Raw genomic sequence first — 23,710 nt, forward strand, 5'->3', positions numbered from 1 at the left:
TGACTTTCCGAAACCCGTCGCTGGAAGGCGGCTTGCTGCTGTTATTGCTATTTTGACCGAGCTGACGTTCGAGATCCTGAACACGATGTTCCAGTTCTTCAATACGCTTCGCTTGACGTTCAATGATCTTTGCCTGTTCATCGATCACCTGCAACAAGGCGTTGAAGGCAGCGATAATGTCGGGGTCGCCCTTGCAAATGGAATGGACTTGTTCAGCAGACATATGCATAGGGGACACTCCTCTCTCCGTTTTGGGTTATCTTACCTTTTCGGCGTATGAAACCAAATACCTTTTTATTTTGAGAGAAAATTCTGCTTCAGTACCTAAGTAGTAACTATTTTTGCAGGTTTTTTGCATGGGAGGTTGGTCGGTGGGGTGTTAGCGGGAGAGTTTTCCGTGTTTTGAGAAGACGTAAAGGCGTATGCAGTATGTAGCTGACTTAGCTGAAACGGTGGTTTCCGCTGTCTGAAAAGTAGATAATTGGCCTGCAGCTTGAATTCCTGCAAAAGTGCAGGTTTTTTCTGTGAAAATGGCTTGTTTTTGGGAAAAGCCTGCGATAATGCAGGAATTTTCGACCGTTAAGGGGCTGAGCTGGGGTTTGGGCGGAAAAGCCTGCAGATTTGCAGGAATTTATCGAGGCAGGTGCGTCAAGGCGCAAAAAGATGTATTTTTGCAGTTTTTTTGCGTGGGAGGTTGGTCGGTGGGGCGTTAGCGGGGCGGGGAAGTAAGTAGGGACGACGCCATATCCACGTAACGACAAAGACGCCCTCCTCCGACAACTTCATTAAGCTGCCGAAGAGTGGGCGTGCTGTGTCAAAGAGGGCGGACTGAACCGGAGGCGGCGTGCTAAGCCCTAAGGGCGCGCCGAGCCGGGGAGTGGCGCGCTAAGCTTCCCGGCCCTGCACCCAGACGCGCTGCAGCTCGAGCTCGGGGCTGACCAGGAGCAGGTCAGCCTGCTTGCCCGGCGCGATCGAGCCGAGCCGGTCGTCCTGGCGCAGCAGCCGCGCCGGGTTGCCGCTCGCGTAGCGGCTCGCTTCCGGGACGCTGACGCCGACCTCGCGCACCATGTAGCGCAGCGCGTCGATCATCGTCAGCGTGCTGCCGGCGAGGCTGCCGCCTTCCGTCAGCCGGGCCACGCCCGCCTGCACGGTCACGGCTTGCCCGCCGAGCTCGTACTGGCCGTCGCCGAGCCCGGCGGCGGACATCGCGTCCGTGATCAGCAGCAGGCCGTGCGGCTGCTTGACCATCGTCAGCAGGCGAATCGCTGCCGGATGCACATGGTGCCCATCGGCGATCACTTCGCCGCTGATGCGCGCGTCGGTGAGCACCGCACCGACGGTGCCGGGTTCGCGATGATGGAGTCCCGTCATCGCGTTGAAGGTGTGGACCGCATGCGAGAGCCCCTCGCGAACGGCCGACTGGACGTCGGCATAGCTCGCGTCGGTGTGTCCGCATGCGGCCACGATGCCGTGATCGCGCAGCCACGCGATCATCACGAGCGCCCCCTCGCGTTCGGGGGCGAGGGTCAACTGCCGCACGAGCCCCGGGTAGCGCTCGTGCCAGTCTTCGAGCCACTCGCGCTGCGGCAGCGCGATGTGGCTCGGGTTTTGCGCGCCCGGCCATTTGGGCGAGATGAACGGCCCTTCCAGATGCACGCCGAGCAGTTGGGCGTAAGGCATCGGAGCGCTCATGTAGCTGCTGACTTCGCTCAGCACGCGTTCGATGGCCGCATGCGGCGCCGTCATCGTCGTAGCTAGCATGGAAGTCGTGCCGTGGGCCGCGTGAAAACGGGTGATCGTATCCAGCGTCTCGGGATCCGAATCCATAAAATCCGCACCATAACCGCCGTGTACGTGAACGTCGATAAATCCGGGAAGCAGCCAGCTTCCCGCCGCATCGATCCGCTCCCCGCCGGGAGCCGGCGCTGCCGCAGAACCGCCGTTATGTTCATGGACGGCAGCGATAAGTCCGTCGCTTACACAAACGGTGCCGCGCTCGATTACGCCTTCTTCAGTCACGATGTTCGCATTCGTAATGACCAGTTCGCTCATTGCATATACCTCCCGGCTTCCGCATCGAGCAGGACGACCAGGTGCGGATGCGTCTGCAGCAGAGTGGCCGGTATTTCCGTCGTAATCGGACCGGTCAGGGCACGGCGGACGATGTCCGCTTTATCCGCGCCGCGCACGATGAGCAGCACGGTTTTGGCTTTCAAAATGGTGCCGACCCCCATCGTCAACGCGTGGGTAGGCACTTCTTCCAAAGAATGAAAAAAGCGGGCGTTCGCTTCGCGCGTCTCGGGCTTCAGCTCAACCAGGTGCGTGCCGCTGATCAGCGAATGATCCGGCTCGTTAAAGCCGATATGGCCGTTGTGGCCAAGCCCGAGAATTTGCAGATCGATCTGCTTCGCTTTCTCCAGCTCTTCGTTATACCGGACGCATTCCGCCTCCGGGTCCGGCGCATTACCGTTCGGGATGTGGGCTTGCTCCGGAGGAAGGTCGATATGATCGTACAAATGCCGATTCATGTAAGTGCGGTAGCTTTCCGGGTGGTCCGCCGGCAGCCCGACATATTCGTCGAGATTAAAAGCGGTCACGCCTTTAAAGCTGACCCGTCCTTTTTGATAAGCTTTGACCAGTTCTTCATAGATGCCGACAGGGGTCCCGCCGGTCGCCAGACCGAGGACGGCTCTGGGCTGCATTTGTACGAGACTGGCGATGATGCCGGCTCCGGCTTCATTCAGCTCCTGCTGGTTTTGAAAAATATGAATGTTCATGACCCGATGCCTCGTTTCCTAAAAAATTTTATGATTTTGACTTCATTTTGATTGAAAAATTCATTTTGTATTCAAATAATTTTCAATTCAATCATAACTGAATTGCGAATGATCGGCAATATGCATTTTTCCAATTATGCTCATTGACTTGTTTGGATATCTTTGACATCCTTATTGAAGAGGATAGCCTGTACTTATGAAGATTTTTTGCCGATCGCAGGAGAGGGAGTTGAAACGATGAATAAAGAGAAACAACCCGAAGCTATGCTGTTTGACCTTGACGGAACGCTGTTTCAAACGGAAACGCTGCTGCTTCCGGCTTATCACGCCACTTTTGACGAACTGAGAAAGCAAGGGCTTTATGAAGGCGAAACGCCGCCGGAGGAGCTGATCCTTGGAGCGCTCGGCATGCTGCTGGAGCATATTTGGCAGCGCGTCATGCCGGAAGCGTCCGCAGAAGCGCGGCGGCAAGCCGACGAACTGCTGCTTCATTACCAGATGGAGGGCCTGAAGCGGGGGGAAGGGCTCTTGTATGAAGGCGTCGCCGAAACGCTGCAGCAGCTTCGCGACCGCGGCATTCGCTTGTTCGTTGCCAGCAACGGACTGGAAGGGTATGTAAAAGGCGTCGTGCACGCCAAAGGCATCGGGGATTTGTTCGAAGGCCTTTACAGCGCGGGGCAGTACAAGACGAAGTCGAAAGTCGATTTGGTCAAGCTGCTGCTGCAGACGCATGGCGTCAAGTCGGCCTGGATGGTAGGCGACCGTTCCTCGGATGTGGAAGCGGGACTGGGCAACGGGCTGACCGTAGCGGCGTGCGATTATGCCGGATTCCGCGAAAAAGGCGAGCTGGACGGGGCGCATATCCGGATTCAAAGCTTTGCGGATCTGCTGAGCTATTTGTAGAGCGGGGATAAACCGCGAAATAAAATTTACGACCGCACGAATTAGGCACGGCGGCATACACTATTATCATATTGAGAATAAGGTGCTGATAGGGAATGCCTTCTTTTTTAGGAGTGCTGAACATTAACCGGAACGAAGGAACCTTGATTAACGGGGACACCGCTATTGTTTCTCCGACGACCGCGAGCAAATCGTTTGCCGGCGGCGGGGGCGGGATAACCGGGGATTTCGTCATATCCAATACCACTTTTAGCGCAACGATTACCTTTGATCCCCATGTCGCGGAAGCCGGCGTGAACAGGGTAGGGACAGCAGGCTAAGCCAGCATGAAGACCGATTCGAACCGCGGAGGTTCGGGTCGGCAATTTTTTTATCCGAAAAGGTCATCCCCAGGAATGAATTTCCATTTCGAGGGATTGGCCTGTTTTTGCGTGGAAACCTGTTAATTTTGTAGTAGTGATGTTAAATAATTTTCATAGTCTGGACACAGGACGGGTATTAAAATTTAACTTGTAGGCAGGTTAATAAGACAAATATTTTTCGAGGGCTTTCGACTGTATGCGACCGTGATGTAGAGTGAGGCCGAGCCTACCGGAATGCGGTTTCGTGTTTCGCGCTTTTTGGAACCAGAATGTTTGCGACAAGAACAAGGGAGGCTACCAGGTACATGGAACGTAAATTGAAAAGCTTGACGGCATTGACTGTAAGCGCAATCATCACAGGAGGCTTGCTGGCGGGCTGCGGCGGCACGAATGCGGGCGATAAAGGAGGAGCGGCGGTAAGCCCTTCCGACACGAACGCGAAACCGTTCGCAGGCAAAAGAATTACGGCCTATATGGGAAACACCGGCACGACGGATATCATCAAAGCGCAGCTGCCCGAGTTTGAAGCGAAGACCGGCATGAAGGTCGAAATCCAGAGCTTTGCCAATGAACAGCTCAGCCAAAAGCTGACCGTTCAAATGACGGCCGGAAGTGCGGAGCCGGATGTGGCGATGGTTCGCCCCGCCGAGGAAGTGAAGCTGTTCAACCGCAACGGTTGGATGAAGCCGCTCGATGAATACGTTAAGAAGGACCCGAGCTATCAGTTCGAAGATTTCACGAAAGCGGCTCTGGACGCCACGACGGCGGACGGCAAATTGGTAGCGCTGCCGATGGTTACCGAACAGCAGGTTTTGTATTACCGCAAAGATCTGCTGCAAAAAGCCGGTCTGTCGGTGCCCAAAACGCTCGACGAGCTGGAAGTGGCGGTCAAAAAGCTGCACGACCCGAATAACGGCGTGTACGGTTTCGTAGCAAGGGGACAGAAGGGGCCGTTAGTAACGCAGCTTTCGTCGTTCCTGTATTCCGAAGGCGCCGATTTCCAAAGCGGAGACAAGGCGACGGTCAATACGCCCGAAGCGCTCAAAGGCATTACCCGCTATGTCAACCTGCTCAAAAACTACGGTCCTCCGGGAGTGCTCAACATGGGTTGGCCGCAGGCGCAGGGCGTTTTCTCTCAAGGAAAAGCGGCGTTCTTTACGGATACCAGCTCGATTTTGCCGAGCGTCATCGATAAGGAAAAATCGACGATAGTCGATCAAATCGGATTTGCTCAGTTCCCGGCGGGAGCTGCAGGCTCCAAACCGTACAATAATACGGCGTGGGCGATGATGATGAATGCGTCGACCGCGAACAAAGATGCGGCATGGGCTTTCATGCAATGGGCGACGAGCAAGGACATTATGCTCAAAGCGCAGCAAAAAGGGGTACCGGGCGCGCGCGATTCCATCTGGAACGATCCGAACGGCAATACCGGATTCCCGAAAGAATTCATTAGCGTCATCCAGGATTCGCTTAAAGTAGCCGTCGGTCACGACCGTCCTACGATCATCAATGTCGGTCAGGCGCGGGATATTATCGGAGATATCGTGGTCAAAGGCTTGATGAACGAGGATATCAAAGCTTCCGCCGATAAAGCGAACAAAGATTTTCAGGATCTGATCGACAAAGAAAAGACGAAGTAGACAGATAAACCGTTAAGGAGAGAGTGGAGAGTATGCGTACAGGTTGGCTGGATAAAAATATCAAATGGGCATTCACTTTGCCTGCGGTATTGTTCGTGCTGATCATGATGGCGTTTCCGATTTTTTACACGTTTCGGATCAGCTTCTACGACTGGAGTATGTCGGCCGCCAATCCTTCTACGTGGGTGGGCTTGGACAATTATAAGCATTTGTTGTCGGAGCAGAGGTTTTGGAGCGCTGTCGGGTCGACCTTTTATTTCACAGGCTTGTCGCTGGCGGTTGAAACTGTGCTGGGCACGGCCATCGCGCTCGTCTTGTACAAAGAGTTCAGAGGCAAAAATTTGGCGAAAACGTTGTTCCTGCTGCCGATGGTAGCGACTCCCGTAGCAATGGGACTCGTATGGCTGCTCATTTACGAGCCGTCCATCGGCGGCGCCAACGCCGTCCTGCGGCTTTTTGGCTTACCTGCCGTGGACTGGCTGGGCAGCGCGAGGCAGGTTATTCCGTCCTTGTCGATCATCGACATTTGGCAGTGGACGCCGATGATCAGCTTGATCGTCATGGCGGGACTGTCGACGCTGCCGCACGAGCCTTACGAAGCAGCGGATGTCGACGGCGCTTCGTCCCTGCAGAAGCTGCTTTTCATTACTTTGCCCTTGCTGCGCCCAACCATCATGGTGGCTGTCATGCTCAGGCTGATCGATGTGCTCAAGACGTTCGACATTATTTATGCAACGACGCAGGGGGGGCCCGGGAACGCCTCGGAAACGCTGAACATTTATTCGTACGTCCAGGGCTTCCAGTACTTCAAGCTCGGCATGGCGTCCTCGCTGCTCGTCATATTTTTCTCGATCGTCCTCGGCCTGACCTTGATTTTCATCTGGATGCGCAAACGATTGGGGGTGCAGTAAGCGGTGGAGCAAACAAAGCCGAAACTTGGCGTTACGATAGCGGCATGGCTGATCGTGTTGGTGTTTTTGACGCCGTTTATTTGGATGATTCTGGCGTCGTTCAAGACGCAGGCGCAAATTATGTCGCCCGCGCAAACGTTCATTTTCAAGCCGACCGTGAAAAATTACTCGGCCGTGTTCGAGCAGTACAATTTTATCAAATATATCGTCAACAGCCTGATCGTCGCTGTCGGCTCGACGCTCGGCTCGCTGCTGCTGGGCCTTCCGGCGGCATACGCGATAGCGCGCTACCGGCTGCAGGGACTCGGACTGCTGCTGCTGGTGGCGAGAATTATTCCGGCCATCACCTTTTTGATTCCGTGGTTCATTTTGTTCACGCAGGTGAAGTTGATCGATACGTATTTGGCGCTTATTTTGAGCCACATGCTCGTCGGCATGCCGTTTATCGCCTGGATCATGATTTCTTTCTTCGAGGCGCTTCCGCTTGAGATCGAAGAGGCGGCGATGATCGACGGCTGCAGCAAAGTCAAAGTGTTTCTGAACATCGTGCTTCCGGTTTCCGGAGCGGGCATTATTACTTCTTCCTTGATGTCGATCATTTTCTCATGGAACAATTTTATGTTTTCGCTTATTCTTGCCGGAGAAAAGACGAAGACGCTGCCTGTCGCCGTATTCAACTTTATTTCCTATTCCGATGTGAACTGGGGAGGGCTGATGGCCGCAGCTTGCATCATCACGCTTCCGGTGCTCATCATCGCGCTGGTCGCTCAACGCTATATCGTCAGCGGTTTGGCCGCGGGCGCGGTCAAAGGATAAGACGGCAAACGATATCGGTATACTTCCGGGCTCCGCAAGCGGTATGATGAACCATATACAACATTGTGCAGCAGAGGAGATCCGGAGTTATGGCGATCATTCGTAAAGTTAATACGTTCGGCAAAGTGCTTTTGCTTGTGTGCTTGCTGCTCGCGCCCATTATTATTTTGTACGCCTACTCGCACCAGGTGAGCGTGAATGTAGTCAGGGAAAATATCGAGAACGAGAACCGCAACCGGCTCTCTTTCTTTATTTCCCAGATGGAATCGGCCGTCGAGCAGTTGACCAAGTTCTCGGTTGTCGTCAGCAGAGATTCGGGCGTCAAGGAATTTCTCGCCAACCGGCAAACGATGCAGCCGCTCGAACGGCTCCAGAAGCAAACCCGGATTCTGGAAATGCTGAATCTGCAAATTTTGACAAGCGGCTGGAACAACCAGATCGTGCTGCATTTGCGGGATACGAAGGAAGTCATTTCTACGGATTATTCCGTCGCATACGACGAGAATTACTTGCAAAACGCCCAACTTCGCAAATGGTCGCATCACGATGCGGTCCTTATGGGGACGAATCAGTCCTATTTTTCGGTAATCCGCAATGCCGACATTCCGGATCTGCTCATCGAAGTGCGTTTTACGGACGACAATATAAAAAATATGCTCAAGCAGCTGAAGCAGGGCGGAGCCGGAGAACCGTTTTTGTACAGCCGGGGCAGCGAGCCGATCATCAATTACAGCGCAGACCACAACGTCGTAAGCGGACTGGTCGCTTATTTGAACGGACAATCCCTCCCTAACGCCGGGCACGAAACCGTAACGCTCGATAAGAAAAAGTTTATCGTCAACTATGTCCGCTCGGACAGTTTGGACTGGTATTTGGTCGATTACGTGCCGCTCGAACATATTTTAACGCCGATTACAACGAGCCGGAACTTGTTCTACGTATCGATCGCCCTGCTGCTGGGCCTGAGCATTCTGGCGACTTTGCTGCTGTACCGCAACGTGCAGAGACCGATCCAACTGCTGCTGCGCGGCGTGAAGCGGATCAAAAGCGGCCAATATTCCACCCGGCTGCAGCAGCAGCCGAACAACGAATTCGATTTTTTGTTCGCCAGTTTCAACGAAATGGCCGAGCAGATTCAGGAATTGATTGAAACCGTGTATGCGGAGAAGCTGCGGTCCCGGGAAGCTACGCTCAAGCAGCTGCAATCCCAGATCAATCCCCATTTTTTGTATAATTGTTTGTTTTACATCAAGAATATGGCGAATTTGGGACAAAAAGAAGCCGTCGTTGCGATGGCGCTGAGCCTGGGCGAATATTACCGCTATACGATCAGGCTGGAGAACAATATGACGACCATTCGGGAAGAAATCCAGCTTGTGACCAATTATTTGACGATTCAAAATTTGCGCATTCAGCGCTTCGATTACGCAATCGACATTCCGGAAGCGATGCTTGAGCTGGAAATTCCGCGGCTGCTCATTCAGCCCGTCGTGGAAAATGCGGTTATCCACGGTCTTGAAAACAGCCTGGAATACGGGCTTATCGAGATTAGCGGAGACTGCTCGGACGGCAAATACCGCATCGTCGTGGACGATAACGGAGGGGGCTTGTCGCAGCAGGCGATAGATGCGCTGCACAGAAAGCTGTCGCTGCAAATGGACGACGAGATGGGATGCGGCATATGGAACGTTCATCAGCGGCTGGTCCATCTGTACAAAGGCAAGTCCGGCCTGCGCTTGTCCCGGTCGCCGCGCGGCGGACTGCGGGTCGAGCTGATCTGGGAGGACAACGATAAGCAGTAGCGGCAGGAGGCGGTAAGCATGTTTCATTTGTTGGTTGTGGACGACGAGGCGAGCGTGGTGGACAGCTTGGCGGATACGCTGCCTTGGCAGGAGATCGGCATAACGGCCGTGTTCAAGGCGTATTCCGGCTATGAGGCGCTGGAAATTTTGAAAACGAATTCCGTCGATATTTTGATCTCCGACATTCGGATGCCGGGTATGAGCGGCCTGGAGCTGCTTGAACAGGTTCAGCGCAGCTGGAAAAAAACGAAATGCATCCTGCTTTCGGGCTACGCCGAATTTCATTACGCCCAGCAGGCGATACAGCACAAAACGGTCGATTATTTGCTCAAACCGATCAGCGATGAAGATATTTTGAGCAAAGTACAGGGCGTCGTCAGCCTGCTCCGTACCGAGAGGGAGGAGAACCTGACTTACCAGCGCGCCGCGAAAGCTTTTCGCGAGCACCTGCCCCGGATCCGGGGGGAATTGCTGGGCGACTTGCTGCAAGGAAGACGGTTTTCTCCGGAACGTTTGCAAGAAGAGCTGGAGATGCTGGACATTCCCGTAAGCCCGGAGGACCCCTTCGCTTTTATGCTGGTGCGCCTTGAAGATAATTTTGCCGAGATGGACGCGTTCAGCCTGTCGCTCATTGAATATGCGGTCGGCAATATGGCGGAGGAAATTTTCGAAGGCGCGTTTCAAATATGGCAGTGCAAAGATGTGCACGGCTACCTCGTGTTTCTCGTCAACTGCGCCCGCGGGAAGGCCGGAGAGCCGGCAAGCGCGGAATGCGGCCTGGAGGATGCGGCCGCGCAGTTTCAACTGCTGGCGTCGCAGCTGCAAATCAGCATCAAGCACTACTTGAAAGGCGTTGCGTCCGTTCTGGTGAGCGGCTGGGGGACATTTCCCGGCGACATTCATGCCAGGTATCAGGGCATGCTGTCGGCTTTGCGCAAACAGCTGGGCGGAAGCAGCGGGCTGTTTATTACGGTGACCGAAGAAACATGGCCTTCATCGGTTCATTCGCTGCAAACGCTGCATGAGCCCCCGCTGCTCGTTCATTTGCTCGAATCGGGCGACTGGAGGCAGATCCGGGAAAAGCTGGACAACGTGTTCGGTGAGCTGAACGCCAAAAACGCCGATTCGCCCGAATATTTGACTGAAGTTTTTTTCGGCGTGTATGCGGCTTTCAGTTCTTTCGCCCACAAGAGCGGCCGCAAGCTGGAAGAGATGATCGGAAGCGCGCTTTCCGATATTTCCGGTCTCGGGCCTAGCCGTTCGATGGCCGCCCTGCGGAAATGGGCGTACCAGGCTCTTGAGCTGCTGCAAAGCTTTATGGACAACGAAACGAAAAGCAGCCGCGAAACGGTGGTCAAAAAAATTCAGAGCTTCGTGCAGAAGCATCTGGTCGAGGACGTGTCGCTGCAGGCGATCGCGGACACGATGTTCATGCATCCGGTGCACGTATCGCGGATTTACAAGCTGGAAACCGGCGAAAATCTCAGCGATTACGTGTTTCGCCTGAAGATGGAGAAAGCCGCCGTCATGCTGACGAACAGCTCGCTCAAAAACTACGAGATCGCCCTGCAGCTCGGCTACCAGAATCCGAACTATTTTATAAAAGTGTTTAAAAAATATTACTCGCTTACGCCGCAGGAATTTCGCTTGAAGCTTGCGGAAAGCAAGTAGAATCGTTCAAGTCGATGAGGGAGGATTTGGCTGAAATGGAACAAAAATATAAAATATTGGTAACCGCTACGAACTATTCGGTTTTGTGCGCGGAAGCGAAACAGCTGCTGCTGGACAACGGGTGCGAAGTGATCGAGAACCGGCTGGGCCGGCCGCATACGTTCGAGGAACTGAAGCCGCTTGTCGGGGACATCGACGGCGTGGTGGCGGGTGTCGATACGTGGAATGAAGATGTGTTTCGGATCGCGCCGAAGCTGAAGGTCATTTCCCGCTTTGGCGTAGGCGTCGACAATATCGATCTGGCGAAGGCGCGGGAGTACGGCGTTCAAGTAACCAACGTGCCCGGGGGCAACGCCAACGCGGTCGCCGAATTGACGGTCGGACTCATCCTCGCTCTAATCCGCAATGTGCCGGCGCTTCATCAATCGGCAAGACAAGGCTATTGGGACCGCTTTGTAGGCAGTGAAATTGCCGGAAAAACGGTCGGTCTGCTCGGATTCGGCAACATCGCCCAGATGGTCGCCCGCAAATTGCAAGGTTTTGACGTTCGTCTTATCGCTTATGATAAATATCCGAATACAGCGAAGGCGGAGGAGCTGCACGTAACTTTTGCCGGCTGCGAGGAAGTGCTCCGCCAAAGCGACGTCGTCAGCATGCACATGCCGAGCCTGAAAGAGACGTTCAAGATGATGAGCCGCGACCAATTCGCCATGATGAAGCGCAGCGCGGTCTTCGTCAATACGGCGAGAGGAGCTTTGGTCGACGAAGAAGCGCTTCACGAAGCGCTGCGCACATCCGTCATTGCCGGAGCGGCCATCGATGTTTATCAGCAGGAGCCGGCGGCCAAGGACAATCCGCTGTTTCAACTGGACAATATGATTACAACGCCGCACACGGCAGCCGAAACTTATGAAACGTATCGCAAAGTAAGCCTCGTTACGGCACAAGCAATCCTTGACGCATTGTCCGGCAAAACGCCGCAAAACCTCCTGGAAGCATGATCCCGGAGGTTATGGCAAGCCGGAATGCCGTCACGGCGCCGGCTTCCTTGTCGTTTTAGGCCTTGCTCTTCTTCTGCCGCAGCACCCACAACGCGTACTCCAGAGGGCGCACTAAGGATGCATGATAGGTGGAGGTTTGGCCGGTGCGGAGAAATATTTCGCGCGAAGGCTTCGGGTTGACTTCGATCAGCCAAATATTCCCTTTAGCATCGATGGCCATGTCCAGCCCCAACTCGCACAGTTTGCCGAATCTGTTCTCCAGGTAGGCGGCCAGCTTGTGAGCGAAGCCGTAAAGCTCGCTTTTGATCTCGGCGATTTTGCCGTCGGCCGCAAAACGCTGCACGAGCAAGCTGTCCAGCGTTACTGCGCTGCCGCCTCCGTGGAGATTGGACGTTATGCTGCGGTGGGGCCCTATGCGTCCGGCGCAGCCGGTTACTTCCCACTCGCCATTGCGGTTCTTTTGGATCAGGAGCCGGTAGTCATGCACGCGGCCGTTTTTCAGCGTCAGCGGAATGCCCTGCTGTACGACGTAATCCGGGCCTAAATTCATCGTCTGAAGCTTGATCAAAAGCTGTTTTTCCGGGGACCGGAACGGGGACAAAATGGCGCGCTGCTGATTGCGTCCCTGCATCAGATAAAGGTCTTTGGCGACCTGCTCGATCCGCAGTATGCCTCTCCCGCCCGTGCCGTTCTTCGGTTTGACGTAAATCTGCTTATGCTTTTTCAAAAAGCCCATAAGATCCTTGGGGCTGCTGAATCGAACGGTAGCGGGCAAATATTTGCGAATGGTTTCATCCTCGCTGAGCGTTTTATGCATTGACCATTTATTGACCAGCGGCCTGCTTAAATAAATGACATTCGCATGTTTTTTGCGAAATGCCTGCAGCATATTATAAAATTCCGCCCCTTGAGAACGGCATCTGTCGTATACGATCGGAGGAAACGAAGTTCTCCGGCGAACCCATTTCCCCTGGGCGTCATCATAAACCAACACGCGAACCTGGTTTCCGTTTTCCACGTCATCCGGCCTGAACACTTCGATTTGCAGCCCCAGCTTCTTTCCTTCCCGGCTCAGCTTTCGGAAATAAGCAAACTCCTCAAACCCGGTATTGTGATCATAAACAGCGAGTACGCCCAGTCGTTTCGGAGCCAAGGCGCTTCACCTTCTTCCTCCTCGATTCGTCAGGTACTGACTGTAGCGGATAATGCGCTCAAGCGATTTGCGGCGAATTTCCGGTTCATCGAATTTCATCGGTTTGGAGTTGGCTTCGAAAAACCAGATCCGGCCGGTCGTATCGATTCCGAGATCCATCGACATTTCCCCCAGCTGATTGCCGGAGGCTCTTTCTATTTGTCTGGAAAGCGTGACGGCGGCCCGCTTGGTCCGCTTGAGAATCTGATCCGCTTCTTTCGATCCGAAGGTTTGGGTAAGCAGCTTCCGTGGGTCGTCGATCGAGCCTCCGCGCGGCACGTGGGTCGTGATGCTCGCTTTGCCGGCTACGCGGGCGCCGATTCCGGTAACGCTCCACGAGCCTTTGGCGGTTTTCTGAATCAGCGTGCGCAGATCGAAAGCCCGCTGTTTATATCGGCTCAGAGGAATGCCCTGCTGCGCGATATATTCTTTGGAACCGCGAATCCGGTTCACCATTTGCCAGAGCTCGTCGATGGAGCTGTGCATCGAGTACTGCATTTCTTTGTTTTCCTGCCTGCTGAGCCGGTATTCGGTCTCCTTGTTTTTGCCGGTGATTCTATCCAGCCGCATAATTCCTCTGCCGGCTTTGCCTTTGGCCGGTTTCAAGTATACGACGGGATGTTGTTTCAGCAGTCGTTCCAGGTCGTCTGCGCCGGTCAACTGGTGCGTTTCGGGGATGTAGGGCCGGCTTGCCTTCGATTTTTTCAACCATTCGAACAGAGTCAGCTTGTTGAAGAACGACGGGTTGAACAAGGAAGTCTGGTTGCTGCGCATGCACGTTTGAATGATTTGCTGTACTTCCGGCTGCAGCTCCATTTTGCGGTAAGGAATCCGGTTGTAAATAACGCGCGGAGAGGGGACGGATCCTCTGCTCCATTTTTTTTTGGCGAAATCGTACCGGTATCCTTTCATTTGGCCGCCCGAGAGTGTAAAGTCGCCGGTCGTTACGACGTACACATCCATGCCGAGCTCGCTGCCGGTGCGGATAATGTCCACAAAGTTGCCCAGATTCCCCCGAAATATGCGTCCGCTATCTTTCACTGTCAAAATGGCCAGCGTAGGCTTCTGGCCTCGCTCCTGAAGGATATATCCCATTAAATATCCCTCCTTGAGCGAAACCGGCTCAGATACAGACAGTGATCGAAAATATAGGACAGCGACGCTTTATCTCCATCCTTTAACGAAGGGTGTTTGAAAATCGATCTGCCCGGCTTGGCGTTCGCTTCGAACATCCAAATTTTTTCGTTTTGATCGATGCCGATATCGAATCCGAGTTCGCCGAGCAGGTGATTGTAGTTTTTCTCGATAGCTTCGGCGAGCTTGACGGCCGTTTCCTTGGCGTTTGTGAGCACCTGATCGGCGCGGTGTCCGTATATTTGCCGGAGCACCTGCTCGATCGTCATCAGTTGTCCGCCGTTGCGGATGTGCGTAGTGACGCTGCCTTTGCCGGCTTTCTTGGCGCCGATAGCCGCTACAACCCAATTGTTGCTGCCGTTCTTCGTCATATGAAAGCGGAAGTCGATCGGGCAGCCGTCGATTTCGATCAGGCGGATGCCCTGCTGCGCCACGTAGTTCGTCAGTCGTCCGCGGCCGGTGCCGAGCATCCGCATCAAGCCTTCGAATTTGGAGTAGCGGATGAGCACGTTTTTGCCGTTTTTTCTGTAGCGCACGAAATAGCCCCGGTTCGAGTTATACGTGACGCGGTAAATTCCGATGCCAAGACTGCCGCCGGTCGGCTTCAAATAAATGAATTTATGTTTATCCAACATTTCTTTAATTTGCTCGGGGGAAGGATTGATGTGCGATTCCGGAACGAACTTGAAGGCGTCGTCGCCGTCCAGCATTTTGTATACATCCCATTTGTCAAAGAAGCTCCAGTTAAACAGCGGAATGCCCCTGCGCACGAAACGCTCTTTGAATCCCTGAATTCCCGCGGTTTTTTCGGCTTTGCGGCTGGATAAGCGATTGTAGATGACATCGGGAAGCGGGAACGTTTTGCGGGCCCAGCCTCCGCTGTCATTGGGAACGATGCCCGATACTGTCTCCTGAGTCCAGTTGACGTCGGACGGGCTGAACGCGAAATGAAACGATCTGTTGACGCCGGTATTGATGATTTGCTTGATAAACCCGGTCTTGGTGCCGAAAGGGGCGGATTTGCTGCCGGTAATATTCGTTAATATACCGATTACGGGGCCGAGCCGGATTTCGTTGTTGCTGCTGGACGCCATGACGCTGCCTATTCTCGGGATGCGAAGGCTGCCGATCAAGGACAGCGGAATATATAAATGCTGACCGGGCTTCTTGATCAGGCGAACCGGCAGCACCGCCGATTTGCTGCCCGACTTTACGGTAATCGTCTTGACGCCGGTTAACCGCAAAGCTTTGACGAGTTCGCTTGATAAGTAGAGCGATCGGTCCGGTCTTCGTATGGCGTGGAGTGTGCACGTAGTCAAACTCATTAGGTTACCCTCCTAAACTTGTTGCAAAGCCCGGCACAGCCCGACTTCTTGTGCTTGTATGAAGCAATGCCGGACTGCTGATTTCTTTGGCTCGCGGATGCGTGTTCAGCAGATAGCGCGCATAGCGGATCGGATTGGCCAGGGACTTGAAACGGGCTTTCTCGTTTGCCAAAAGGGTGAAAATCGTCCGCCCTGGCTTGGAATTTACTTCCAGAATCCAAATGCGGCCTTGCGTATCGATGCCAAAATCGATGCCCAGCTCGGCAAGGCGGCCGTGAGCCGCTTCCAGAGCGGGCGGAATCAGGCGGGACAGCCTGGTTAGCATGCCGGTCAGTTCGGCGGCTTTCGCCTCCCCGAACTCGCGGGCGAGAAAAGAGTGGACGTCTTCGGCCGTTCCGCCGCCATGCAGGTTCGACGTCACGCTCCCCGGCTTGCCGACGCGCGCCGCCATCCCGACCGTTTCCCACAAGCCTTTGCCGTTTTTTTGCACGAACGAGCGAACGTCGTAGGCGGAGCCTTCCGCATTGTGCAGCGATAAATACTGCTGCATCAGATAAGGCCTTCCGCCGATCTGATTGTGCAGCCACGCTGCGCAATCCTCCCACCGCTCGAAGCGCCCATGAACCGGCGCGTTGCGGGCGTCGCGGCCATTAACCGAATAGGCGTCGCTGCCGCCCGGGCCAGGCGTTCTGCGTAGGTGCAGCGCGCCTTTTCCTTGACTGCCTCCTTGAGGTTTCAGGAACACCTCATCGCCCTCCAAAAGCCATTGCCGCAGCTTCTTTTCGCCGGCGAGCCTGAAGGTGCGGGGCAGGAAGGGCCGCAGCTCCGCGTGATGCTGCATCATGCGCTGAACTTCCCACTTGCTTCCCAGTCCATAGCCGAGAAAGCGGATGCCGGGCAGCCCGCGCAGCTTGCTCACATGCATCCGGTACTGCTGATAGCTCTCCTTGCTGCCGAAAAAGCAGCGGTCATAAATCAGGAAGGACAGCGGAAACGAATCCGCGACCCATTCTTTGCTCTCGCAAACGTACTTATACCCTGCAGCGGTTCTCCGATGCCAGTCGATCCGGTTCGGCGAGAATACGAATACTTGAATGCCTTCATGCTTCCCGATCGCGGTCAACTTTTCATAAAGCGCTGCATTGGCAAAAGGAAGCGGGCGCATTTGCTCCGCTACCATAATCCCCAGCAGGGGATGTGCGGCTGTTTGCATGACTTCACCTCAGAACTTCGCCAAATAAAGGGCATACTGCACGACCTGTTTCACGGACGGTCTTATTTTGCGCTCTGCGGACAGCTGCGTGTTATCGTCCTTGGACGGCTTCGAGTTTACCTCCAGCAGCCATACTTTCCCGGTTTTATCGACGGCAAGATCAACCCCCAACTCGCCAAAATGATTCGGAATCTGCGCCTCGATGCCTTTGGCGATATCCAGCGAAGCTTTGCGCAGCCGGCCGAATGCGGAAGTTTTTGCCTGCGGGTTCAGGGAAGATTTGGCGAGCGCTCCTTTGACGGTGCTCAAAGTTCCGCCCCGCGCCAGATTGGAGACGAAATGCTGGTTGCCCGCGATGCGGCCGACAATGGAGGTAATGGACCATACCCCTTTCGGCCCTTTTTGCACAAGCGCGCGAAAATCGACCGGCCTGTTATCGGCGGTGATAAGTTCAAGCCCTTGCTGAATCTGGTAGCGCTGGGTTTTCAGCTTGCCCGACAGCGCCCGAAAAACGCTGGAGATCGAAGGGAAAGATTGCTTGCGAACCCCGTTCAAGTTTGTAAAATGGCACGTATACGCATCGCCGAGTTCCCGGCTGATCCGGATAATGCCTTTGCCGAGACTCCCGGTGATCGGCTTTAAAAACAGCACGGGATGACGGCCTGACATCGTCCTCAGCATTTGGTAATTTTTGAGCGAATGCGATTCGGGCAAATACGTGTGCAAGGAATTGTCTTTGTGCAGAGCCTGGAAAACTTCGGTTTTGTTCAAATATTTCTCATTAAAAATGTGCGCGCCGTAGCGGGACCTGGCATCGTTCATAAACTGCTGGACATTGGCCAGGTTTTCATATCTGCGAGAAGTCAGCCGATTATAAATGACATTCGGTATCGGAAACGTCTTTTTGCTCCACTTACCGTTGGCATACGAATAGCCGGCTACCGAACCGGTGCCTCCGTGCATCTCCTTGGGCGGGAAAAAGCATACCAGCGCGCCGAATTTTTCGCAGGCCTCGGTCATTTCCTTGCAAAAGGCGGTGATCGTTCCAAAGGGGCGGTCCGTCGAACCGGCGTGGACACGGCTGATCATAACGCCGATCAAAGGACCAATCGACAATGTGCCGCTGCCCTGTTTATAATGGAGACAGAGCTGAGCTCCGCTATGCAGCCCCAGCTTGGAAGCAAGAGCGGTGCCGACCCGCAAGCCGTTCGAAATCGCCGCCGAGACGACTTTCACCTCTTGTTTGGCAGAGCCGAATCGCAGCGTTATCGGCTGTTGGGTTGGAATTTTCCATCTTTTAACAATATTTTCACTTAGAACAACGGTCCGATCATCCAAGTAGATGCTGGTGCTTTGAATAGATATCCCGATTTTCGTCCTGGTCAACAGCGAACACTCCTTCCAGCATCAAAAATGGCATTGCTCAAGCAAAGTAAACTACTCCATCATATGAGGACATATACCCCTTGGTGCTTAGGGTTAAGCCCTGAAAGCGGCCGGGATAAGCCCAACTGGAGTACATTTTAAAGCGAGGAGGAATTATCAGATGAATGTGCATGACAAGGCTTACGAACTGGCCAAAGCGATCAGGGAATGCAGCGAGTATAAGGAAATGATAGAAATACGGGGCAAAATCGACGCCGATCCGTCCAGCAAAACGATGCTCGACAATTTCCGCAGCCGGCAAAACGAGTTTCAACAAAAAATGATGGCTGGTGAAATGCCGGACCAAGAGGAAATGGACCAAATGCAGAAGCTTTACGAGGTATTGGCGCTCAACCCGGCCATCGGCCGCCTGTTCGATGCGGAGCGCCGGTTGTCGGTCGTGCTGGAGGACGTGCAGCGGATCATTGCCGAGCCGTTGGAAGCGATGATGCGGTAGAACCGCTATCATCGTATTGATCGGCGAACGATTCTCCAAAGAAGCCGTCCATGCTGCGATAGCCAAAATCTAGCGCCGATCGGTATTGACGCGAGGCCGTGCTCCTTCATGAGGAGTACGGCCTTTTCGTTGGGGGATGGGTCCAAAAGCCACCTGCGGCCGTTGACGAAACGGCCTTGTAGCCGAAAAACCTGCGAAAGTGCAGGCTTTTTCGATAAGAACGGCCCGTTTCGGAGAAAAGCCTGCAATAGTGCAGGAATTCCCGGCCCAAACAGGCCCGAACCCGGGTTCAGGGGACAAAAAACTGCACTATTGCAGGAATAATTCGCGGACAAGCAAAAGGGGGAGCAAAAGGCTGTGCTTTTGCAGTTTTTTTGCGGGAGAGCCGCTTGAAAGTACGCCTCCGGCTACCTCGTAAGCTCCCACGCTTTCCTGACCGCTCCTCAGCAGACCCCAAACGTTGTGAAACGACGTTAGGAGTATGGAAGCAGCACCAGAGAACCGCCTCCATCACTACGAATCGAAGAACCGCCAAAGTCACTCCCCGATAAGTAGATAAGTCATGCGAAAGTACCCTGATGCCCACCCCGATCGCTCCCCCCGCCTACCTTCAGCACTACAAAACATCGCTAGCAGTGAGTTTACCCCGCAAAAGATGTTCCTCTGCAGCAGCTAGGAGGCGAGGCCGCGGCGGGCTTAACGATAAGCCGCCGAGTAAGCAAGCTGTCGGATTTGCTCTGCTACAGAGGCGCAGCAGCGGTTGCCTGCGGGCCAACTGGAGAGGGAGGCTTCTTTTTCGCTTGACACTCAACGAAGATTAATATATAGTAACTTACATAATATAAGTTGATTTCGAAATCACAAGGAGTGATTCTTATGATGCCAGCTTTATTTTTGGCGCACGGTTCACCGATGCTTGCTATCGAGCAAACGCCTTATACCGATTTTCTCGTCGATCTAGGCAAAAAGTACAAGCCTAAAGCGATCGTTATTTTTACGGCTCACTGGGAAAAAGAAACAGTAACGATTTCCTCACACGATGACGTGTACGAAACGATTTACGACTTCGGCGGATTCCCCGACGAGCTGTACGAGCAAACGTATCCGGCCAAAGGATCGTCGGCCGTCGCCGCCCTGCTCGAAGAAAGATTGACCAAACAGGGCATCGCGGTGCGCAAGGATACGGTCAGAGGGCTGGATCACGGTTCCTGGACGCTTTTGCTGCGGATGTATCCGGAGGCCGATGTTCCGGTCGTGCAAGTTTCGGTCAACCCTTACCTTTCCCCGGAACATCAATTCCAAATCGGAGAAGCGCTGCGCGGATTTGGCGAAGAGGATATACTGGTCATCGGCAGCGGCGTAACGGTTCACAATTTGCGGATCATTAAATGGGGGCAAAAAACGCCTGAGCCTTGGGCGGTGGAGTTCGACGATTGGTTGATTCGAACCATCGAGGCGGGCGATTTGAAATCTCTGTTTCAATACGAAGCATTGGCGCCGCATGCGCGCACCGCTGTGCCGCGGGCGGAGCATTTTGTTCCATTGTTTATCGCGATGGGCAGTGGCAGCGGCCAGCCCCAAGTCATACATCGCAGCTACGATCTCGGAACGCTCAGCTACTTATGCATGCAGTTTTAACTAAAAACCGCTGTCAGGGTGAACAACCTTGGCGGCGGTTTTTTGGCTTCAGCAAACATTCAGTGGGCACTAAGGATTGCCTAAGATTTGTCATGCATAATTAGTCTCGTAAAACAAAAACACTACCTAGACAAAGGAATGAATGGCTATGAAAAATAAGGCGCATGCATTTGCGGGTCTTTTATTATGAGAAGAGCATCCAAATGGCTGAAATGGCAAATAGGCGCGGTCGTCGTGCTTCTCTGTTTTTTCCTGTTTCAGGAAGTAAAAGCAAGCCCCGAATTCAAATCCGCCCAGCAGCAGGCGGCGGCCGCATCCGCCCCGGCTTCAACGAAGACGCCCTTGCTGTCGGACAGCGGCAGCTCATTGAACGGCGGGGACAATCAACAATTCCGCCAGAAGGACAGACGGCGCGGCGGCGGCCGCTCGTTCGGCGGCAATTCAAACTTTGGCCGCAGCGGCGACAACAGCGGCACAGGATCCGGGTCAACCGGGTCGGCAGGATCCGAGTCCGGGCAAATTCAGCCGCACACAAGGACGCAGGCTTCTTGAGCGGCATCGCGCAAGGAAGGGGGAGGAGCCGTATGCTCCAGCCTATCAATTTTCGCTCCATGAATACGGATATCCAGGTGCTGCTGGGGATCAATGCCGAAGACGACAGCCATGTACTTGCCGATTATGTAAAAGCCTGGTTCAACAGCTCGGAAAAGCGCTTCAGCCGTTTTTTGCCGAAGAGCGAGCTGTCCCGCATCAACGCATTGGCCGGCAGCCGCTGCATGGCGTCACCCCATATGATGGAAGTGTTGCAGCTTGCGGAGCATTACCGGGAACAGACCGAGGGCATTTTCAGCATATTCGTCAAAGATGCCATTCACCAAGCCGGGTATGCGAACTCTTTTGAAACGATGGGGGCGAGTACGCGTTGTCTTGAACCCGGAGTCCCTGGCAGTACTACGCAGCCGGCAATCGATTTGAATGCGGTCATGCAGTCGGTTCAAATCGGACCCGGCCAGCGCATCGATCTGGGCGGCATCGTCAAAGGTTGGTCCGTCAAGCAGTTGGTAGCCTGGCTTCGCCAAGAGTGGAATGTGAAGAGAGGGCTGATTAACGCAGGCGGCGATTTGGAAGTATGGGGGCAAGCTTCGGAGCGCGATCCGTGGGTCGTCGCCGTTGCCCATCCGTTCGGAGGTACGCAGGAAGTGCTGCTGCAGCTGGACTCTGGAGCCGTCGCGACATCCAGCTCCTTGCGCAGAAGCTGGTCGACGAACCGGGGGCGGATGCATCATTTGATCGATCCCCGCACCATGGTTCCCGGCACAAGCTCCGTTGTTCAATCTACGGTAGTGGGAAAAGATTTGGTGGAGTGCGAGATTTGGGCCAAGGTGCTGTGCATTGCGGGAGTGGAAGCCGGCCTTCCCCTGTTCCGGCGCAAAACGAACGGACTGGAAGCGCTGCTTTATACCAAAGAAGGGCAGCTTCATCATATGAAACCGGCCTCCCCTGGCGTACACGGGCGCTGGTTTCATTTACAAACGGATTTTATCCATCATGTACCCTAAGAAAGGGGAGGAAAGCATTGATTCATTTCCTTGTTCAATTGCCGATCTGGACGTTGATCCGCGTATTCGGCCTATTGTCTTACTTTACTTTGTTCATCGGCATGGCGCTTGGAATCGCCTGCGGGTTTCCTAAATGGAAAGAGCGCAAAGCCCGGCTTCTGAAGTGGCATACCGCCGCCAATCAAACAGGCACCGTACTGGCGCTGCTCCACGGCCTGCTGTTGATCATCGATACGTATATGCCTTTTGATTGGCATGAAATTCTCATTCCGTTCGCCTCGGCCCATTCGACCGTTTTGAATGCATTGGGCACGCTGGCGATGTACGGGCTGCTGGTGGTCATGTTCACGACGGATTTGCGGAATAAGCTGAAAAGAAAAATATGGCTTGCATTTCATTTGCTGTCGTACCCGATTTTTGTTCTCGCGCTGATTCACGGCCTTTTCCTCGGCACCGACAGCTCGCAGCCGCTCGTTAAAGTCATGTACATCGCTACTGCCGCAGCGCTTGTCATTCTGACGATCGTGCGCATTGCTATTAAGCCCCGCAAGGGCCGCATTCAAGTCGTCTATGTGAAGAATATGTAAAAGACAGCCTTTCGTCCCGGGTGATACAATATGGATATTTCAAAATATGGATTAGCAGGGACGGTGCCGAAATTGCGGCTGCATGATGTTTGGGAAATAGGGCTGACTGCCCTCAAGTTGGGTTTGACTTCATTCGGCGGGCCCATTGCGCATTTGGGCTACTTTCGCGAAGAATACGTCCGCAAGCGCAAGTGGCTCGACGAGCATGAATACGCCGATCTCGTTGCGCTGTGCCAGTTTCTCCCCGGGCCTGCAAGCAGTCAGGTCGGCATCGGCGTCGGCTGGCTGCGCGGTGGTCTCGCAGGCGCAGTCGCCGCCTGGATCGGCTTCACTTTGCCGTCGGCGCTGTTTATGGCGCTTTTTGCCTATGCATACGGCAAATTCAATCTTGAAGGAGCGGCGTGGATACACGGCCTCAAGCTTGCGGCCGTCGCGATCGTCGCCCAAGCCGTGTGGGGGATGGGCAAATCGCTCGCGCCGGACAAAAGCCGGGCGACGATGGCCATCGGAGCGGCGGTTATAGCTCTGCTCTGGAGCTCGCCGTGGAGCCAGATCGCGATCATTGCGGCCGGCGGCGTGAGCGGGCTCCTTTTGTTTAAGTCAGGCCCCGCTGCCGAAACAGCAGCTGCGGTTAACCCGCGGCCAAGCGCCAAAACGGCCGGGTTTCTGATTCTTTTTGCCGGTATATTCCTCCTCCTCCCGCTGGCCCGCATGCTTTACGCTTCGGACTGGCTCGCGCTTGCGGAAAGCATGTACCGCTCGGGCTCGCTCGTGTTCGGCGGCGGGCACGTAGTGCTGCCTCTGCTTGAGCGGGAAGCGGTGCCGGCCGGATGGCTGGATCATGAGCGGTTCATCGCCGGATATGCAGCTGCGCAAGCGGTGCCGGGCCCGCTGTTTACTTTTGCGGCTTACATCGGCTTCGCCGCCAAAGGCTGGCTCGGTGCAGCCGTTGCAACCGCCGCTATTTTTCTCCCGGCATTTCTTCTTGTCACAGGAGCGCTGCCGTTCTGGAACCGGATTCGCGATTATGCCTCCGTCAAGCAGGCGCTGCTCGGCGTGAATGCGGCGGTCGTAGGCATTTTGCTCGCGGCCTTGTACGATCCGGTCTGGACCAGTGCCGTGCATTCGACCGGTGATTTTTGCATGACGGTTTTGCTGTTCGGAGCGCTCGTTTATTGGAAAACGCCTCCATGGATCGTCGTGCTTGCCGCGGCGGCGGGCGGTTTTTTGTTGGTCTGATTTGAGCTCGGTCCTCCCTGAAAGAAGGGGCATTCCGGGGGAAGTTGCCAAGTTT

21 protein-coding genes and 1 pseudogene are annotated in these 23,710 nt (G+C 54.4%); 14 read left to right on the forward strand and 8 right to left on the reverse strand.

Annotated features, from left to right (window positions below):
- The 3 genes and pseudogenes from AC3G2T_RS28545 to nagB form a co-directional block, all read right to left on the reverse strand.
- Positions 1-130 (reverse strand): annotated as a pseudogene (locus AC3G2T_RS28545) (DUF6444 domain-containing protein); the annotation flags it as partial.
- A gap of 755 nt (positions 131-885) precedes the next feature.
- Positions 886-2,052: an N-acetylglucosamine-6-phosphate deacetylase gene (gene nagA, locus AC3G2T_RS28550; protein ID WP_488437690.1), complete on the reverse strand. Its 1,167-nt coding sequence runs from the start codon at positions 2,050-2,052 to the stop codon at positions 886-888.
- A complete protein-coding gene (gene nagB, locus AC3G2T_RS28555; RefSeq protein WP_488437691.1) occupies positions 2,049-2,777 on the reverse strand; it encodes a glucosamine-6-phosphate deaminase in 729 nt (242 codons plus the stop codon). Before nagB ends, nagA begins: the two co-directional genes overlap by 4 nt.
- Before the next feature lie 237 nt (positions 2,778-3,014).
- On the opposite strand from nagB, the gene AC3G2T_RS28560 reads away from it, so the two are divergent.
- From AC3G2T_RS28560 to AC3G2T_RS28595, 8 genes are all read left to right on the forward strand, one after another.
- Positions 3,015-3,680: an HAD family hydrolase gene (locus AC3G2T_RS28560; RefSeq protein ID WP_488437692.1), complete on the forward strand. Its 666-nt coding sequence runs from the start codon at positions 3,015-3,017 to the stop codon at positions 3,678-3,680.
- A 95-nt stretch (positions 3,681-3,775) separates the two neighbouring features.
- On the forward strand, positions 3,776-4,000 hold the full coding sequence (locus AC3G2T_RS28565) for a spore germination protein (RefSeq protein ID WP_474679747.1): 225 nt from the start codon (positions 3,776-3,778) through the stop codon (positions 3,998-4,000).
- Between the two features lie 347 nt (positions 4,001-4,347).
- Complete coding sequence (locus AC3G2T_RS28570) at positions 4,348-5,685, forward strand: ABC transporter substrate-binding protein (RefSeq protein WP_488437693.1); 1,338 nt, start codon at positions 4,348-4,350, stop codon at positions 5,683-5,685.
- A 32-nt stretch (positions 5,686-5,717) separates the two neighbouring features.
- Entirely contained in the window at positions 5,718-6,596 is an 879-nt protein-coding gene (locus tag AC3G2T_RS28575) for a carbohydrate ABC transporter permease (RefSeq protein ID WP_474679745.1), read from the forward strand.
- A gap of 3 nt (positions 6,597-6,599) precedes the next feature.
- A complete protein-coding gene (locus tag AC3G2T_RS28580) occupies positions 6,600-7,412 on the forward strand; it encodes a carbohydrate ABC transporter permease (protein ID WP_488437694.1) in 813 nt (270 codons plus the stop codon).
- Positions 7,413-7,501: 89 nt separating this feature from the next.
- Positions 7,502-9,214 carry a sensor histidine kinase gene (locus AC3G2T_RS28585; protein WP_488437695.1) on the forward strand — a complete coding sequence of 571 codons (1,713 nt, stop codon included), beginning with the start codon at positions 7,502-7,504 and terminating at the stop codon, positions 9,212-9,214.
- 18 nt (positions 9,215-9,232) lie between these two features.
- Entirely contained in the window at positions 9,233-10,885 is a 1,653-nt protein-coding gene (locus tag AC3G2T_RS28590) for a response regulator (protein ID WP_488437696.1), read from the forward strand.
- 35 nt (positions 10,886-10,920) lie between these two features.
- On the forward strand, positions 10,921-11,886 hold the full coding sequence (locus AC3G2T_RS28595; RefSeq protein ID WP_474679741.1) for a phosphoglycerate dehydrogenase: 966 nt from the start codon (positions 10,921-10,923) through the stop codon (positions 11,884-11,886).
- A gap of 55 nt (positions 11,887-11,941) precedes the next feature.
- Here AC3G2T_RS28595 and AC3G2T_RS28600 read toward each other — a convergent pair whose 3' ends face one another.
- The 5 genes from AC3G2T_RS28600 to AC3G2T_RS28620 are packed head-to-tail and all read right to left on the reverse strand — an operon-like array spanning position 11,942 to position 18,136.
- Positions 11,942-13,039, reverse strand: a complete 1,098-nt coding sequence (locus AC3G2T_RS28600) for a YheC/YheD family endospore coat-associated protein (RefSeq protein ID WP_474679740.1) — start codon at positions 13,037-13,039, stop codon at positions 11,942-11,944.
- A gap of 6 nt (positions 13,040-13,045) precedes the next feature.
- The gene (locus tag AC3G2T_RS28605) at positions 13,046-14,173 is read right to left on the reverse strand and encodes a YheC/YheD family endospore coat-associated protein (RefSeq protein ID WP_488437697.1); all 1,128 of its coding nucleotides are present in this window, start codon (positions 14,171-14,173) and stop codon (positions 13,046-13,048) included.
- Positions 14,173-15,537 carry a YheC/YheD family endospore coat-associated protein gene (locus AC3G2T_RS28610; protein ID WP_488437698.1) on the reverse strand — a complete coding sequence of 455 codons (1,365 nt, stop codon included), beginning with the start codon at positions 15,535-15,537 and terminating at the stop codon, positions 14,173-14,175. The genes AC3G2T_RS28605 and AC3G2T_RS28610 overlap by 1 nt, the downstream gene beginning before the upstream one ends.
- Before the next feature lie 4 nt (positions 15,538-15,541).
- Positions 15,542-16,750, reverse strand: a complete 1,209-nt coding sequence (locus AC3G2T_RS28615) for a YheC/YheD family endospore coat-associated protein (protein WP_488437699.1) — start codon at positions 16,748-16,750, stop codon at positions 15,542-15,544.
- A 9-nt stretch (positions 16,751-16,759) separates the two neighbouring features.
- Positions 16,760-18,136: a YheC/YheD family endospore coat-associated protein gene (locus tag AC3G2T_RS28620; protein ID WP_474679736.1), complete on the reverse strand. Its 1,377-nt coding sequence runs from the start codon at positions 18,134-18,136 to the stop codon at positions 16,760-16,762.
- Positions 18,137-18,296: 160 nt separating this feature from the next.
- Here AC3G2T_RS28620 and AC3G2T_RS28625 point away from each other — a divergent pair, with 160 nt between their 5' ends.
- The 6 genes from AC3G2T_RS28625 to AC3G2T_RS28650 all read left to right on the forward strand — a co-directional run bounded on the left by AC3G2T_RS28625 (position 18,297) and on the right by AC3G2T_RS28650 (position 23,655).
- Positions 18,297-18,632: a YlbF/YmcA family competence regulator gene (locus tag AC3G2T_RS28625; RefSeq protein ID WP_474679735.1), complete on the forward strand. Its 336-nt coding sequence runs from the start codon at positions 18,297-18,299 to the stop codon at positions 18,630-18,632.
- An 876-nt stretch (positions 18,633-19,508) separates the two neighbouring features.
- Positions 19,509-20,270, forward strand: coding sequence for a DODA-type extradiol aromatic ring-opening family dioxygenase (locus AC3G2T_RS28630; protein ID WP_488437700.1), 762 nt, complete (start codon positions 19,509-19,511; stop codon positions 20,268-20,270).
- 186 nt (positions 20,271-20,456) lie between these two features.
- Entirely contained in the window at positions 20,457-20,822 is a 366-nt protein-coding gene (locus AC3G2T_RS28635; protein ID WP_488437701.1) for a hypothetical protein, read from the forward strand.
- A 32-nt stretch (positions 20,823-20,854) separates the two neighbouring features.
- A complete protein-coding gene (locus AC3G2T_RS28640; protein ID WP_488437702.1) occupies positions 20,855-21,829 on the forward strand; it encodes an FAD:protein FMN transferase in 975 nt (324 codons plus the stop codon).
- Between the two features lie 17 nt (positions 21,830-21,846).
- Positions 21,847-22,416, forward strand: coding sequence for a ferric reductase-like transmembrane domain-containing protein (locus AC3G2T_RS28645; protein ID WP_488437703.1), 570 nt, complete (start codon positions 21,847-21,849; stop codon positions 22,414-22,416).
- 30 nt (positions 22,417-22,446) lie between these two features.
- The gene (locus tag AC3G2T_RS28650) at positions 22,447-23,655 is read left to right on the forward strand and encodes a chromate transporter (protein ID WP_488437704.1); all 1,209 of its coding nucleotides are present in this window, start codon (positions 22,447-22,449) and stop codon (positions 23,653-23,655) included.
- The last annotated feature ends 55 nt before the right edge of the window (positions 23,656-23,710 follow it).

The sequence above is a fragment of the Paenibacillus sp. sgz302191 genome, assembly GCF_057749925.1.

Bases quoted from the DNA above. Each gene is read 5' to 3' on its own strand.
- nagA (WP_488437690.1), bottom strand. From the start codon at position 2,052: ATGAGCGAACTGGTCATTACGAATGCGAACATCGTGACTGAAGAAGGC.
- nagB (WP_488437691.1), bottom strand. From the start codon at position 2,777: ATGAACATTCATATTTTTCAAAACCAGCAGGAGCTGAATGAAGCCGGA.
- AC3G2T_RS28560 (WP_488437692.1), top strand. From the start codon at position 3,015: ATGAATAAAGAGAAACAACCCGAAGCTATGCTGTTTGACCTTGACGGA.
- AC3G2T_RS28565 (WP_474679747.1), top strand. From the start codon at position 3,776: ATGCCTTCTTTTTTAGGAGTGCTGAACATTAACCGGAACGAAGGAACC.
- AC3G2T_RS28570 (WP_488437693.1), top strand. From the start codon at position 4,348: ATGGAACGTAAATTGAAAAGCTTGACGGCATTGACTGTAAGCGCAATC.
- AC3G2T_RS28575 (WP_474679745.1), top strand. From the start codon at position 5,718: ATGCGTACAGGTTGGCTGGATAAAAATATCAAATGGGCATTCACTTTG.
- AC3G2T_RS28585 (WP_488437695.1), top strand. From the start codon at position 7,502: ATGGCGATCATTCGTAAAGTTAATACGTTCGGCAAAGTGCTTTTGCTT.
- AC3G2T_RS28590 (WP_488437696.1), top strand. From the start codon at position 9,233: ATGTTTCATTTGTTGGTTGTGGACGACGAGGCGAGCGTGGTGGACAGC.
- AC3G2T_RS28595 (WP_474679741.1), top strand. From the start codon at position 10,921: ATGGAACAAAAATATAAAATATTGGTAACCGCTACGAACTATTCGGTT.
- AC3G2T_RS28605 (WP_488437697.1), bottom strand. From the start codon at position 14,173: ATGGGATATATCCTTCAGGAGCGAGGCCAGAAGCCTACGCTGGCCATT.
- AC3G2T_RS28610 (WP_488437698.1), bottom strand. From the start codon at position 15,537: ATGAGTTTGACTACGTGCACACTCCACGCCATACGAAGACCGGACCGA.
- AC3G2T_RS28615 (WP_488437699.1), bottom strand. From the start codon at position 16,750: ATGCAAACAGCCGCACATCCCCTGCTGGGGATTATGGTAGCGGAGCAA.
- AC3G2T_RS28625 (WP_474679735.1), top strand. From the start codon at position 18,297: ATGAATGTGCATGACAAGGCTTACGAACTGGCCAAAGCGATCAGGGAA.
- AC3G2T_RS28630 (WP_488437700.1), top strand. From the start codon at position 19,509: ATGATGCCAGCTTTATTTTTGGCGCACGGTTCACCGATGCTTGCTATC.
- AC3G2T_RS28635 (WP_488437701.1), top strand. From the start codon at position 20,457: ATGAGAAGAGCATCCAAATGGCTGAAATGGCAAATAGGCGCGGTCGTC.
- AC3G2T_RS28640 (WP_488437702.1), top strand. From the start codon at position 20,855: ATGCTCCAGCCTATCAATTTTCGCTCCATGAATACGGATATCCAGGTG.
- AC3G2T_RS28650 (WP_488437704.1), top strand. From the start codon at position 22,447: ATGGATATTTCAAAATATGGATTAGCAGGGACGGTGCCGAAATTGCGG.